12 protein-coding genes are annotated in these 14193 nt (G+C 61.6%); 6 read left to right on the forward strand and 6 right to left on the reverse strand.

Annotated features, from left to right (window positions below; translation table 11 throughout):
* Positions 1-8: 8 nt before the first annotated feature.
* Positions 9-1094, forward strand: a complete 1086-nt coding sequence (locus tag JBE38_RS00790; protein ID WP_090369331.1) for a tartrate dehydrogenase — start codon at positions 9-11, stop codon at positions 1092-1094.
* A 49-nt stretch (positions 1095-1143) separates the two neighbouring features.
* Here the strand turns inward: JBE38_RS00790 and JBE38_RS00795 are convergent, their stop codons facing one another.
* Positions 1144-2070: a 2-hydroxyacid dehydrogenase gene (locus tag JBE38_RS00795; protein ID WP_205343353.1), complete on the reverse strand. Its 927-nt coding sequence runs from the start codon at positions 2068-2070 to the stop codon at positions 1144-1146.
* A 192-nt stretch (positions 2071-2262) separates the two neighbouring features.
* Between JBE38_RS00795 and gabT the strand changes: the two genes are divergently transcribed.
* The 3 genes from gabT (at position 2263) to JBE38_RS00810 (ending at position 4830) form a co-directional block, all read left to right on the forward strand.
* Positions 2263-3555, forward strand: a complete 1293-nt coding sequence (gabT, locus tag JBE38_RS00800; protein ID WP_205343354.1) for a 4-aminobutyrate--2-oxoglutarate transaminase — start codon at positions 2263-2265, stop codon at positions 3553-3555.
* Between the two features lie 93 nt (positions 3556-3648).
* Positions 3649-4296 carry a 2-haloalkanoic acid dehalogenase gene (locus tag JBE38_RS00805; protein WP_205343355.1) on the forward strand — a complete coding sequence of 216 codons (648 nt, stop codon included), beginning with the start codon at positions 3649-3651 and terminating at the stop codon, positions 4294-4296.
* A 45-nt stretch (positions 4297-4341) separates the two neighbouring features.
* Positions 4342-4830 (forward strand): Lrp/AsnC family transcriptional regulator, encoded by a 489-nt coding sequence (locus JBE38_RS00810; RefSeq protein ID WP_003230384.1) that lies wholly within the window; start codon positions 4342-4344, stop codon positions 4828-4830.
* Positions 4831-4879: 49 nt separating this feature from the next.
* Here JBE38_RS00810 and JBE38_RS00815 read toward each other — a convergent pair whose 3' ends face one another.
* Positions 4880-6073 (reverse strand): benzoate/H(+) symporter BenE family transporter, encoded by a 1194-nt coding sequence (locus tag JBE38_RS00815; protein ID WP_090369341.1) that lies wholly within the window; start codon positions 6071-6073, stop codon positions 4880-4882.
* Between the two features lie 234 nt (positions 6074-6307).
* On the opposite strand from JBE38_RS00815, the gene JBE38_RS00820 reads away from it, so the two are divergent.
* Positions 6308-7072 carry a GntR family transcriptional regulator gene (locus tag JBE38_RS00820; RefSeq protein WP_060756181.1) on the forward strand — a complete coding sequence of 255 codons (765 nt, stop codon included), beginning with the start codon at positions 6308-6310 and terminating at the stop codon, positions 7070-7072.
* Between the two features lie 60 nt (positions 7073-7132).
* Here JBE38_RS00820 and guaD read toward each other — a convergent pair whose 3' ends face one another.
* From guaD to xdhA, 4 genes are all read right to left on the reverse strand, one after another.
* Positions 7133-8437: a guanine deaminase gene (gene guaD / locus JBE38_RS00825; protein ID WP_060756206.1), complete on the reverse strand. Its 1305-nt coding sequence runs from the start codon at positions 8435-8437 to the stop codon at positions 7133-7135.
* Between the two features lie 7 nt (positions 8438-8444).
* Positions 8445-9302: a xanthine dehydrogenase accessory protein XdhC gene (xdhC, locus tag JBE38_RS00830; RefSeq protein ID WP_205343356.1), complete on the reverse strand. Its 858-nt coding sequence runs from the start codon at positions 9300-9302 to the stop codon at positions 8445-8447.
* A 120-nt stretch (positions 9303-9422) separates the two neighbouring features.
* Positions 9423-11810, reverse strand: coding sequence for a xanthine dehydrogenase molybdopterin binding subunit (gene xdhB, locus JBE38_RS00835; protein WP_205343357.1), 2388 nt, complete (start codon positions 11808-11810; stop codon positions 9423-9425).
* Positions 11803-13251 (reverse strand): xanthine dehydrogenase small subunit, encoded by a 1449-nt coding sequence (gene xdhA / locus JBE38_RS00840; protein WP_090369348.1) that lies wholly within the window; start codon positions 13249-13251, stop codon positions 11803-11805. The genes xdhB and xdhA overlap by 8 nt, the downstream gene beginning before the upstream one ends.
* Positions 13252-13531: 280 nt before the next feature.
* On the opposite strand from xdhA, the gene JBE38_RS00845 reads away from it, so the two are divergent.
* Positions 13532-14191, forward strand: a complete 660-nt coding sequence (locus tag JBE38_RS00845; RefSeq protein ID WP_060756177.1) for a GntR family transcriptional regulator — start codon at positions 13532-13534, stop codon at positions 14189-14191.
* Positions 14192-14193: the final 2 nt, after the last annotated feature.

Raw genomic sequence — 14193 nt, forward strand, 5'->3', positions numbered from 1 at the left:
CAGGATCCATGAGCAAGGCATTCAGAATCGCCGCCATTGCCGGCGACGGCATCGGTAAGGAAGTGTTGCCCGAAGGGCTGCGGGTAGTGGAGCAGGCCGCCAGGGTTTGGGACCTGAACCTGAGCATCGAAGTGTTCGATTGGGCCCACTGTGATTACTACCTGCAACACGGGCAGATGATGCCCGACGACTGGTTCGAGCAGCTCAAGGACTTCGACGCCATTTACTTCGGCGCCGTGGGCTGGCCGGCCAAGGTCGCGGATCACATTTCGCTGTGGGGCTCGCTGCTCAAGTTCCGCCGCGACTTCGACCAGTACGTGAATATCCGCCCGGTCCGGCTGTTTCCTGGCGTGCCATGCCCACTGGCCGGGCGCGAGCCGGGTGATATCGATTTCGTGGTCATTCGTGAAAACACCGAGGGTGAATACTCATCGGTGGGTGGCAAGATGTTCGAAGGCACCGAACATGAGTTCGTGTTGCAGGAGTCGGTATTCACCCGGCGCGGCGTCGATCGCATCCTCAAGTTCGCTTTCGATCTGGCCCAGAGCCGGCCGCGCAAGAAGCTCACGGCGGCGACCAAGTCCAATGGCATCTCCATCAGCATGCCTTACTGGGATGAACGTACCGCGCTGATGGCGGCTGACTACCCAGAGGTGACGTGGGACAAACAGCACATCGACATCCTGTGCGCACGCTTCGTGCTGCAGCCGGATCGCTTCGACGTGGTCGTGGCGTCCAACCTGTTTGGCGACATTTTGTCGGACCTGGGGCCGGCGTGTGCAGGCACTATCGGCATTGCGCCGTCGGCCAACCTCGATCCCGAGCGCCGCTTTCCTTCGCTGTTCGAACCGGTGCACGGTTCGGCGCCGGATATCTACGGGCAGAACATCGCCAACCCGATTGCGATGATCTGGTCGGGGGCGCTGATGCTGGATTTCCTCGGCAATGGCGATGCGCGCTATCGGGCGGCCCATGACGCCATCCTGCAGGCGATCGAAGCGGTGATTGCCGAGGGGGTGATCACGCCAGACCTGGGCGGCAAGGCGTCAACGCAGGAAGTGGGCGCGGCGATTACCCAAAGGCTGGTGCGCTGACGACACCCGAGGCCCCTACCCGTTGCCGTGGTAACGGATAGGGGGGCAATCAATAACCTTTGCTGCGATCCACCTCACCCAGCATCGGCTCGCCACGCTGGTGCCGCCGAATATTTTCCAATAGCACCGCAAAAGCGCTGTCCGGTTGGGTCATCGCGGCAATATGGGGCGTGAGCAGGATCTGTGGGTGGCCCCAGAACGGGTGGTCCGCCGGTGCCGGTTCCTCTTGCACTACATCCAGCACGGCGCCGCTGAGTTGCCCGCTGGCCAGGGCTTGCAGCAAATCCTCTTCCACCAGGTGCCCGCCACGCCCCATGTTGATCAACGCGGCGCCCTTGGGCAGTTGGGCGAACAGGCGCCGATTGAGAATGCCTTGGGTCTGCTCGGTCAGCGGCAGCACGCACAGCAGGATATCGCACTGGTTGAGGAACGCCGGCAATTGCGCCTCACCGGCAAAACACTCCACACCCGGCAACTGATGAGGGCTGCGTGCCCAGCCCGACAAGGCAAACCCCAACGGCGCCAGCGTCGCGAGGATCTGTTGGGCCTGGGCGCCCAGGCCCATCACACCGACGCGGCGGTTCGCCGCCGGTTGCAACAGGTGCGCCTGCCAGCAGTGCGCCAGCTGTTGCTGGCGGTAGCGCAGCATGTCACGGTGCAGGCTGAGCACGGCCCAACTGGCGTATTCGCACATGCCACGGGTGATGCCGGGGTCGAGCAAGCGCACCACGGGCAGCTGCGCCGGCAAACGGGCGAGGTCGAGTTGATCCACCCCGGCCGACACCGCAAACAGCACTTTCAGATTGGGCAGCCGTTGCTCGAGATCGTCGGGTGCCAGCCAGGCGGCCAGGTAGTCGATCTCGGCGGGATCGCCGATGTCGGGCCAGGCGCGCCATTCGATGTCCGGTGCATGCTCGGCAAACAGTGCCTGCCAGCGCTCGCCGCGTACCGGGTCGGATTTGTAAAGCAGAGCCATGGGCATCTCCGCAGGGTTGAAAGTAGCCCTCATCATCCTCCAGGCACGGCGCAGGATCTGTTGAAACACAGGGGCAAAACAGTTGATCCGAATTTCTCACGGGGCAAGTTCGGTGCAGTTCGTTTCCGCCAGGTCGTACTCTGAGTGGCATCGCAACCGTCTCAGGTTGCCGGTCTCACAATGGGAAATGCCATGAACAGCAGAGTCGACGAAACCCCACATTTGCTCCGCCAGCGCGATCAATTCGTACCTCGCGGCCTGATCACCGCGCATCCGCTGGTGATCGATCGCGCCCAGGGCGCCGAGTTGTGGGACGTGGAAGGCAAGCGCTATCTGGACTTCGTCGGCGGTATCGGCGTGTTGAACATCGGCCATAACCATCCGCAAGTGGTGGCGGCGGTGCAGGCCCAGTTGCAGAAAGTCTCCCACGCCTGCTTCCAGGTGGTGGCGTACCAGCCTTATCTCGACCTGGCCCAGCGCCTGTGTGAACTGGTCGGTGGGGAGGACGATTACAAGGCGGCGTTTTTCACCTCCGGCGCCGAGGCGGTGGAGAATGCGGTGAAGATCGCTCGCGCCCATACCAATCGTTCGGCGGTCATCGCCTTCCGCGGCGGTTTCCATGGCCGTACGTTGCTGGGGACCACGCTCACCGGCATGAGCCAGCCGTACAAACAGAACTTCGGGCCATTTGCGCCGGAGGTTTTCCATACCCCTTATCCCAATGCTTATCGCGGCGTGACCAGTGCACTGGCGCTCCAGGCGCTGGATGAATTGCTGGCCACCCAGGTTGCCCCGGAGCGCGTGGCGGCGATCATCATCGAACCGGTGCAGGGCGATGGCGGCTTCCTCTCGGCGCCGGCCGAGTTTCTCCAGGCGTTGCGTGCGTTGGCCGACAAGCACGGCATTGTGCTGATCCTGGATGAGATCCAGACCGGTTTCGGCCGCACCGGCACCTGGTTTGGTTTCCAGCACGCCGGGATCCAGCCTGACCTGGTGACCGTGGCCAAAAGCCTGGCCGGCGGTTTGCCGTTGTCCGGCGTGGTGGGCAAGGCCCACATCATGGATGCACCGCTGCCCGGTGGCCTGGGCGGCACCTACGGCGGCAACGCCTTGGCGTGCGCGGCGGCGCTGGCGGTGATCACGGCGTTCGAACAGGAGCAATTGCTGGCGCGCAGCCAAGTGCTGGGCGAACGCCTGCGTCAGGGCCTGCTGGGCTTGCAGGCGCGCTACCCGCGGATTGGTGATGTGCGCGGCACCGGTTTTATGCTGGCGATCGAGCTGATCAAAGATGATTCGGCGCGCACCCCGGATGCCGAGCTGAATCAGCGGGTGATCGATGAAGCCCGCGCCGGTGGTTTGTTGGTGATCAAATGCGGCGTGCACCGCAACGTGCTGCGCTTCCTCGCGCCGCTGGTGGTGACCGAGGCGCAGGTCGACGAGGCCGTGCAGATTCTCGATGCAGCCTTGGCACGGGTCTTGAACTGAGCCAGGGCCCGCCTCGGGACCTGATGGCGGCACCGTCCGTGAACCGTTATGGCGCACGGACGACCACACTGCATCATTGGAGGCTTGAACCGCATGGGACTGACCGATTACCGCGCGTTGCTGATCGATTGTGATGGCGTCCTGGTGGATCGCGACTCGGGCGTGCTGGCGGCGTTGCAGCCGCTGCTCGACAGCCGGGGTGGCAAGCCGCCGCCTCGGGAAGCGGTACTGGCCGAATTCCACGCGGTGATCGCGGGCCTGTACCCACGTTTTGCCGAGCTTGGCGTCAGCGGCATGTTGTGTTTCGCCCATCGGCAACTGGCTGAGCGCTGGGGGCTGGCGGCCAATTGGGAGGAGGGGATGAGCTTTGCTCGTTCGGCAGGCAACTGGTCGCTGTTCGAAGATGCGCCCGGGGCAATGCTGTACTTGCGCAAGTTCTATCGCCTGCTGGTGCGTGGCGACCGCAATTTCGAAGACCGTGGGCTGTTGTGCGAGCGCCTGGGTATAGAAACCGACGATTTCATCTCACTGGTCGATGCCCAGCAATGGCTTGACCAGCAAGGCCCGCAGGTCCAGCCTGTATTGCATGTAACCCAACCTTCAGTGGACGCCGACCTGGCACTGGATCGCTGCCTGATCGGCCGTCAGCGGGCTCGACAGCCCGTGCCGTGCGCGGCCGACTATTGCATCAACAGCATGGCTGACTTGGTGGCTCAGCATCAGTTGTCGTTACGGCGCTGATCTTGCTAGAAGATTGTCTTACAAACGGCAGTCAAGAGGTACGCAATGGAAGGGCTCGTCAAGCTGGACCGGATCGACATCAGTATTCTGGTGGAATTGCAAAAAGACGGCCGGATGACCAACGTCAGCCTGGCCGATGCCGTGGGGTTGTCTGCAAGCCCGTGCCTGCAAAGGGTCAAGCGGTTGGAGTCAGCCGGGTATATCTCCAGCTACAAAGCGCATTTGAACCTGGCCAAGATCACCGATTCGGTCACGGTATTCACCGAAATCACCCTCAGCGACCACAAGCGTGAAGATTTCGCCAAGTTCGAATCCAACATCCGCCTGGTGGACGAAGTGCTCGAATGCCACTTGATCAGTGGCGGCTACGACTACCTGGTGCGCTTCATGACCCGCAGCATCCAGCACTATCAGGAAGTGGTGGAGGGCTTGCTGGACAAGAACATCGGCATCTCCAAGTACTTCAGCTACATCGTGATCAAGTCACCGGTGTTGAAGGACGGTGTGCCGTTGCGCAAGCTTCTGCGCCACTGACACCGTCCCGCGCAAGACATGGCCGGCGTGCTTGAAGCCGTCCATGCCCTCAAGTGCGTGTGCGCCAGTTCAGAATCAGCAGCGTCAATACCCCTGCCACAATCCCCCAGAACGCCGAACCGATGGAAAACAAGGTAAAGCCTGACGCGGTGACCATAAAGGTGATCAGCGCCGCTTCGCGTTCCTTCGGTTCATTCATGGCGATGCTCAGGCCATTGATAATCGAGCCAAACAACGCCAAGGCGGCAATCGACAGCACCAACTCCTTGGGCAAGGCCGCAAACAACGCCGCCAACGTGGCGCCGAATACCCCCGCTATGCCATAGAACACACCGCACCAGACCGCGGCGGTATAGCGCTTGTTGCGGTCTTCATGGGCGTGGGGGCCCGTGCAGATCGCCGCGCTGATCGCCGCCAGGTTGATGCCGTGGGAGCCGAAGGGCGCCAGCACCAGCGAGGCCAGGCCGGTGGCAGTGATCAGCGGCGAGGCGGGCACGTTGTAGCCGTCGGCTCGCAACACGGCAACGCCGGGCATATTTTGTGAAGTCATTGCCACCACGAACAGCGGGATACCGATGCTGATGGTCGCCGCCAGCGAGAAGTGCGGCGTGGTCCACACCGGTGTCGCCACCTCCAGATGAAAGCCGCTGAAGTCCAGCAGGCCCATCAACCCCGACAGCAGCGTGCCGATGATCAGCGCGGCCAGCACCGCATAGCGCGGTGACAGGCGCTTGATGATCAGATAAGTGAAAAACATCCCCAGTACCAGGCCGGTGCGATGCTGTGCGGCGACAAAAATCTCGCTGCCGATCTTGAACAGAATCCCGGCCAGCAATGCCGCCGCCAACGATGCGGGGATGCGTTTGACCAGCTTTTCAAAGCTGCCGGTCATCCCGCAGATCGTCACCAGCACGGCGCACGTGATGAAGGCGCCGATGGCCTCGCCGTAACTCACGCCACCCAGGCTTGTAATCAACAGCGCCGCGCCGGGTGTGGACCAGGCGATGGTGATCGGTGTGCGGTAGCGCAGCGACAGGCCAATGCTGCACACCGCCATGCCGATGGAGATCGCCCAGATCCACGAAGAAATTTGTGCGCTGGTCAGACCGGCGGCTTGTCCGGCCTGGAACATCAGCACCAGGGAGCTGGTGTAGCCGGTCATCATGGCGATAAAGCCGGCGACGACGGCGGACGCGCAAGTGTCGGCCAGCGGGCGCAAAGGCGCGTGGGTGGCGTTGGACATGTGGGGGGTGTTCCTTTTACCGGAGAAATAGCGGATTCAAGCCTAAACTCAAACGTGACAAGGCATTGCAATACAGCCGACACCGCAAACAGCCGTACAGTGTGTTGGCGTACTGGGTTGTGTACAATATGCGTTGTTTTTAGGTGATACTTGCCAGCGACCCGTTGTTGCCGTATTACCCTGAAGCTGCCGTATCACCGTTAATTCGCCGCCGTTCTCCAAACCCGAGTGCCCATGAACGAACAGTTGCAACCTCTCAAGAAACAACCGCGTGCCGGCAAGGCCGGTCGCAGCGGAACCCAGGACGATATCGTCTACGCGCATATCTTCGAGGCGATCCTCGAACAACGCCTGGCGCCCGGAACCAAATTGAGTGAAGAAGCACTGGGCGAGATCTTCGGCGTGAGCCGCACCATCATTCGTCGTGCACTTTCGCGCCTGGCCCATGAAGGCGTGGTGCTGTTGCGGCCCAATCGCGGTGCGGTGGTGGCCAGCCCGAGTGTGGAAGAGGCACGCCAGGTATTCCTGGCCCGGCGTCTGGTGGAGCGTGCGATCACCGAGTTGGCGGTGCAGCATGCTACCGCCGATCAGTTGGCCGAGTTGCGTCAGATGGTCAATGACGAGCGCGACAGTTTCTCCCGTGGCGACCGTGGCGCGGGCATCCGCCTCTCCGGTGAATTCCATCTGAAGCTGGCCGAAGCGGCGAAGAATGCGCCGCTGATCAGCTTCCAGCGCAGCCTGGTGTCCCAGACCTCATTGATCATCGCCCAGTACGAAAGCGGTAACCGCTCGCACTGTTCCTATGATGAGCACACCCAGTTGATCGACGCGATCGAAGCACGCGACGCGACGCTGGCGGTGAACCTGATGATGCACCACATGGATCACATCGACAGCAAGCTCAACCTCGATGAAGAGAGCGCATCGGATGACCTGCATGCGGTGTTCTCGCATTTGCTGCAGACCAAGAAGCCGGGGCGCTCGTCCATAAAGTTGTAAACCCAATCAATTGTGGAAGGGGCAAGCCCCCTCCCACAATGCTGTGGGGTGTTGGTTGAGTCAGCGTTGGTGCACCAATTGACCAGCTGCATACGTCTGCAACACCGTGCGGTCATCCCCTAGCGTCATCAACACAAACAACGTCTCGGCAATGTTATTGGCCTGCTTCAGGCGATAGCTCAGCAGTGGCGTGGCGTTGTAGTCCAGTACCAGGAAGTCCGCATCGGTACCCGGTTGCAAGGTGCCGATCTTGTCTTCCAGGCGCAGTGCGCGCGCGCCGCCCAGGGTCGCCAGGTACAGCGATTTGAACGGGCTCAACCGCGCCCCCTGCAGTTGCATGACCTTGTAGGCTTCGTTCAGGGTTTGCAGGAGTGAGAAGCTGGTGCCGCCGCCGACGTCCGTGCCCAGCCCCACATTCAACTTGTGTTTCTCGGCCATCGGCAGGTTGAACAAGCCGCTGCCGAGGAAGAAGTTCGACGTCGGGCAGAACGCCACCGCCGAGCCGGTCTCGGCCAACCGTGCGCACTCTTCATCGCACAGATGCACGCCATGGGCGAACACCGAACGCTCACCCAGCAGCTTGTAGTGGTCGTACACGTCCAGGTAGCCGTTGCGCTCCGGGAACAGCGCTTTCACCCATTCGACTTCCTGCTTGTTCTCACTGATGTGAGTCTGCATGTACAGGTCCGGGTATTCGCCGAGCAGTTGGCCGGCCAGCGCCAATTGTTCCGGTGTGCTGGTCGGCGCGAAGCGCGGCGTGACGGCATAGTGCAGGCGGCCTTTGCCATGCCAGCGTTCGATCAACGCCTTGCTTTCCTGGTAGCCGGATTCGGCGGTGTCGGTGAGGTAGTCCGGCGCATTGCGGTCCATCATCACTTTGCCGGCGATCATGCGCAGGTCGAGCTTTTCCGCTGCTTCAAAGAACGCATTCACCGACTGCGGGTGCACGCTGCCGAACACCAATGCGGTGGTGGTGCCGTTGCGCAGCAGTTCCTTGATGAAAATATCGGCGACTTCCTCGGCGTGCGCCTTGTCGGCGAACTGGCTTTCGCACGGGAAAGTGTAGGTGTTGAGCCAGTCCAGCAGCTGCTCGCCATAGGCGCCGACCATGCCGGTTTGCGGCAGGTGAATATGAGTGTCGATCAGGCCGGGAGTGATCAGCGCATCCTGGTAATGGGTGATGTCGATATCGGCGGGCAGGGTCGGCAGCAGGTCCCCGGCATGGCCGAGCGCGCTGATCTTGCCGTTTTCGATCACCAGCAGGCCGTCTTCGAAATACTCATAGGAGGCTTCGATCCCGACTTCAGCGGGGTCGGCGATGCTGTGCAGGAGGGCGGCACGGTAGGCTTTGCGAGTCAAAGGCATGGTCATCTCAATGCTTGGCAAAAGGAGTCGAAGCTTGGCTGCGACGGGACGCCGGCAGCAGCTTGGCAATGGGTTCGGCGCTCGCGGTGTGCTGGCCGAAATGGGCGTTATAGGTGGCGATGATTTCACCGGCGATGGAGATGGCGATCTCTGCCGGCAGCTTGCCCTTGACCTCGGTGAGGCCCATGGGGCAGCGCATGCGTTGCAGTTGTGCGGTGTCGAAGCCCCGATCACGCAGGCGGTGTTCGAACTTGACGCGTTTGGTCTTCGAACCGATCAGGCCGAAATACGCAAAGTCATTACGCTTGAGCAGGGCGGCGGTCAGTTCCAGGTCCAGCGCATGGTTATGGGTCATGACGATGCAGTAACTACCCACCGGCAGGTCGGCAATTTCGTCCACCGGCTCTTCGCTGACGATTTTACGCACGCCCTCGGGGATGTGCTGCGGAAACTCCTGATCACGCGAATCGATCCAGCGCACCCGGCACGGCAGGCTCGCCAGCAACGGCACCAGCGCACGGCCGACATGGCCGGCGCCGAACACCGCGATCTGCGCCTGCACCTGGCCCATGGGTTCGAACAGCAGCACCGTCACGCCGCCGCAGCACTGGCCCAGGCTCGCGCCCAGGCTGAAGCGTTCCAGATGAGTGTTCTGCTGACCCCGCACGAGCATGTCGCGGGCGATCTGCATGGCCTTGTATTCCAGGTGCCCGCCGCCGATGGTGTCGAAGCTCTGCGCGGCGCTGATCACCATCTTGGAGCCGGCATTGCGCGGCGTGGAGCCGAGCTCTTCGATGATGGTCACCAGCACGCAGGGTTCACCCTGGTTCTGCAGGTCGGCGAGGGCGCTGATCCAGTTGTTCATAGTCACCTCCAGTCAGATCGTTCCCACGCTCTGCGTGGGAATGCATACCGTGACGCTCGGCGTCACAAGAGCGGACGCCAAGCGTCCAGGGTGGCATTCCCACGCAGAGCGTGGGAACGATCAGGCCAGTTCAGTCTCCTGCGTCTTCGCAGTGGTCAACTGCCGCATCTGCTCACACCCCCACAACACCCGCTCCGGTGTCGCCGGCGCATCGATCTGCGGCTGATGGCGATAATCACCCAGGCTCGCCACGGCATCCTTGATCGCACACCACGAGGCAATCCCGAGCATAAATGGCGGCTCACCCACGGCCTTGGAGTGGAACACCGTGTCCTCCGGGTTCTTGCGGTTTTCCACCAGCTTCACCCGCAGGTCCAGGGGCATGTCGGCCACCGCCGGGATCTTGTAGCTCGCCGGGCCGTTGGTCATCAATTTGCCCTTGTTGTTCCACACCAGCTCCTCCATGGTCAGCCAGCCCATGCCCTGGATAAAGCCGCCTTCCACCTGGCCGATGTCGATAGCGGGGTTCAACGAGGCCCCCACGTCGTGAAGGATGTCGGTGCGCAGCATCTTGTATTCGCCGGTCAGGGTGTCGACGATCACCTCACAGCAGGCCGCGCCGAATGCGAAGTAGTAGAACGGCCGGCCGCGCGCCTGGCTGCGGTCGTAGAAGATTTTCGGGGTCTTGTAGAACCCGGTGCTCGACAGCGACACCTGGGCGAAGTACGCCTGCTGGATCAGCGCCTCGAAGGTCAGGATCTGATCGCGCACCCGCACATGGCCGTTGTGGAAGGCCACATCCGCTTCGCTGACGTCGTATTTGCGCGCCGCAAATTCCACCAGGCGTTGCTTGATGGTTTCGGCCGCGTTCTGCGCGGCCTTGCCGTTCAGGTCGGCACCGCTGGAAGCCGCCGTCGGTGAGGTATTGGGCACCTTGTCGGTGTTGGTGGCAGTGATCTGCACACGGCCGATATCCACTTGGAACACTTCGGCCACCACTTGCGCGACCTTGGTGTTCAAGCCCTGGCCCATCTCGGTGCCGCCATGGTTCAAGTGGATGCTGCCGTCGGTGTAGATGTGGATCAGCGCACCGGCCTGGTTGAGAAAGCTGGCGGTGAACGAAATGCCGAATTTCACCGGTGTCAGCGCCAGGCCTTTTTTCAGGATCGGGCTGTGGGCGTTGTACAGCCGGATCGCTTCGCGGCGTTCGGCGTATTGGCTGCTGGCCTCGAGTTCGGCGGTCATTTCTTCGAGCATGTTGTGCTCGACCGTCTGGTAGTAATGGGTGACGTTGCGCTCGGTCTTGCCGTAGTAGTTGGCCTTGCGCACGGCCAGCGGGTCCAGCGCCAGGTGGCGGGCGATGGCGTCCATCACCTCCTCGATGGCGACCATGCCTTGCGGGCCGCCGAAGCCGCGATAGGCGGTGTTGGAGGCGGTGTTGGTCTTGCAGCGGTGGCCGTTGACCGTGGCATCGCCCAGGTAATAGGCGTTGTCGGCGTGGAACATGGCGCGATCGACAATCGAGTTGGACAGGTCCGGCGAACAGCCGCAGTTCCCCGCCAGTTCCAAGTTGATCCCCTGCAAGCGGCCACTGTCATCAAAGCCCACGTCGTATTCGATGTAGAAGGGGTGACGCTTGCCGGTCATCAGCATGTCTTCCACACGCTGCAGGCGCATCTTGGTCGGCTGGCCGGTCAGGCGCGCGACCACCGCGCACAGGCACGCCGGGCTGGCGGCCTGGGTTTCCTTGCCACCGAAACCACCGCCCATGCGGCGCATGTCGACGACGATTTTGTTCATCGACACGTCCAACACCTCCGCCACCAGCTTTTGCACTTCGGTGGGGTTTTGCGTGGAACAGTAGACGATCATGCCGCCGTCTTCGGTGGGCATGACCGATGAGATCTGGGTTTCGAGGTAGAAGTGTTCCTGGCCGCCGATATGCAACGTGCCCTGCAGGCGGTTTTTCGCAGTGGCCAGCGCGCCTGCCGAATCACCCCGTTGATGGGTGTGGCTGTCGAGCACGAAATGCTGTTTGCGAAACGCTTCGACCACGTCCAGCACCGGCTCCAGGTCTTCGTATTCGATGACTGCCGCCATCGCCGCCTTGCGGGCGGTCTCCAGATCGCGGGCGGCGACGGCCAGGACCACCTGGCCGACGAACTGCACCGTATCGATCGCCAGCAGGGGGTCGCCGGGCATCAGCGGGCCGATGTCTTTGAGGCCCGGTACGTCTTCGTGAGTGATGACGATACGCACACCGTCAAAGGCGTAGCAGGGGGCGGTGTCGATGCTCAGAATCCTGGCGTGGGCACGGTCGGACATGCGCGCGTACAGGTGCAACTGGTTGGGGAATTCCAGGCGGTCATCGATGTACTGCGCCTCGCCGCTGACGTGTTTGGCGGCGCTGTCGTGCTTGACGCTGCGGCCAACTCCGGAGGTGAGGTCCTGGGCAAACAGCTCGGCGAGTTCGGCCTGGGTTTTAACGACGGCGTGATGGTTAGACATATGCGGTCACCCGAGTCTCGATGTGCGGCGTTTGCAGTTCGATGAAGTATTTGCGCAGCAGGTTCTGGGCGCTGAGCAGGCGGTATTCCTTACTGGCGCGGAAGTCCGAGAGCGGGGTGAAATCCTCGGCCAGGGCGGCACAGGCTTTTTCCACGGTGGCGGCATTCCAGGTGGCGCCGACCAACATCGCTTCGCAGCTTTTCGCCCGCTTGGGCGTGGCGGCCATGCCGCCGAACGCGATGCGGGCCTGGCTGATCACTCCGTTGTCGAGCTTGAGATTGAAGGCGGCGCAGACGGCGGAAATATCATCGTCCAGGCGCTTGGACACCTTGTAGGCACGAAACAGCGTGTGGCCCTTGGGCACGATGATTTTCTCGATGAATTCGCTGTCCTGGCGGGCAGTGACGCGATAGTCGATGAAGTAATCTTCCAGGGCCAGGGTGCGACGGGTTTCACCCTTGCACAACACGATCTGCGCGCCCAGTGCGATCAGCAGCGGGGGTGAATCGCCGATTGGCGAGGCATTGCCGATATTGCCGCCCAGGGTGCCCTGGTTGCGGATCTGCAAGGACGCGAAGCGGTGCAGCAGCTCACCGAAGTCCGGGTACTCATGGTGCAGCGCGCTATAACAATCGGACAACGCGGTGGCCGCGCCGATTTCCAGGCGATCGTCGAACGACTCGATACGCTTCATCTCTTCAATGTTGCCGACATAAATCATCACCGGCAGGGTGCGGTGGAACTGGGTGACTTCCAGCGCCAGGTCGGTACCGCCGGCCAGCAGGCGGGCTTGCGGATACGCGTCGTAGAGGTCGGCCAGGTCAGCCACGGTCAGCGGCACCAGGCAGCGTTTGTCGCCGCTGTTGAGTTCAGCGGTTTGCGTAGGCGCGATGGCTTTGAGGCGGGCGATGGTCTCGGCTTGGCGGCTGTCGAACTGATCCGCGGGTTTGTTGCAGCACGCCTGCTCGGCGGCGGCCAGGATCGGGCGGTAGCCGGTGCACCGGCACAGGTTGCCGGCCAGGGCTTCATGGGCTTTCTGGCTGTCGGGCGCATCGCTGTTCTTTTGCAGCGCGAACAACGACATCACAAAACCTGGGGTGCAAAAGCCGCATTGCGAGCCATGGCACTCGACCATGGCCTGTTGCACGCTGTGCAGTTGGCCTTGGTGCTTGAGGTCTTCTACGCTGATCAGTTGCTTGCCGTGCAGTGACGAAACAAAGGTCAGGCATGAGTTGAGGCTGCGATAACGGATCTGCTCGGCACCTTGAGCATCGGTATGCAGTTCGCCGACCACCACGGTGCAGGCACCGCAGTCGCCACTGGCGCAGCCTTCCTTAGTACCGGATTTGCCCAAATGCTCACGCAAATAGTTGAGCACGGTCAGGTTGGGGTCCAGGGCGTGCTCGCTACGGAGTTCCTGGTTGAGTAAAAACTGGATCACGGAAGGCCTCGCAGACTCATTATTGTTGTTAACCGCTTTGCGCCGAATCTAGTCATGTCTGACTTTTCGGTCAATGATTTTCTGACCAGAAGGTCAAGAAACTTCGGTCACAACACTTTCAATTATGGTCCAATCTTCTGGGACCGGTGTTTTTCGGGGCTTGTGGGCTTTGAGGCTTGCGTGTTTCATGCCAAATTCGCCTTGGTGGACATAGCGCCATCAATGGGCCAATGCGCTACACTGCCGCGCTTGTATTGACAGAAGATTCTGAAGGGAAAACATGACGTTCAAGGCGCCGGACAGTCTCGCCGAGCAAATTGCTCACCACCTCGCCGAACGTATCATTCGCGGCGATCTCAAGCCTGGGGAGCGAATCCAGGAACAGAAAGTCACGCTGGCGCTCAATGTCAGCCGTGGTTCCGTGCGCGAAGCCTTGCTGATCCTCGAACGCCGTCATCTCATCGCGATCCTGCCGCGCCGTGGCGCACACGTCACCGAACTCACCGCGCACAAGGTGCAGAGCCTGTGCACGCTGATGGGCGAAATGTACATCCTGCTCGGCAATGCGGTCGCCGAAGGCTGGCAGACCCAGGCCGACATGGCGCCATTCCTGCAAATCCAGCAACGCCTGGAGGGCAGTTATGCGCGGGGGGACATCCGCGCCTTCGTCGAAGAAAGCTTCAATGTGATGCGTGCCGCGTACCCGTTTGCGAACAACCCGTACCTGCAGGAAACCGTCGAAAACCTGCAACCGGCGATGAACCGTGCGTATTACCTGGCCCTGGATCAGCGCAAGGCGTCCATGAGTGAATACCTGGCGCTGTTCGAGCAATTGCTCGCCGCAGTGCTGGCGCGTGATCTGGTACAGATTCGCCTGGTGTTGTCGGCCTACTGCCAGCGCAGCAGCTCGCTGGTGATCGCTGCGTTGGCGGACGCCTAAGC

The organism is Pseudomonas sp. ICBG1301, assembly GCF_016918385.1.
Classification (GTDB): Bacteria; Pseudomonadota; Gammaproteobacteria; order Pseudomonadales; family Pseudomonadaceae; genus Aquipseudomonas; species Aquipseudomonas palleroniana.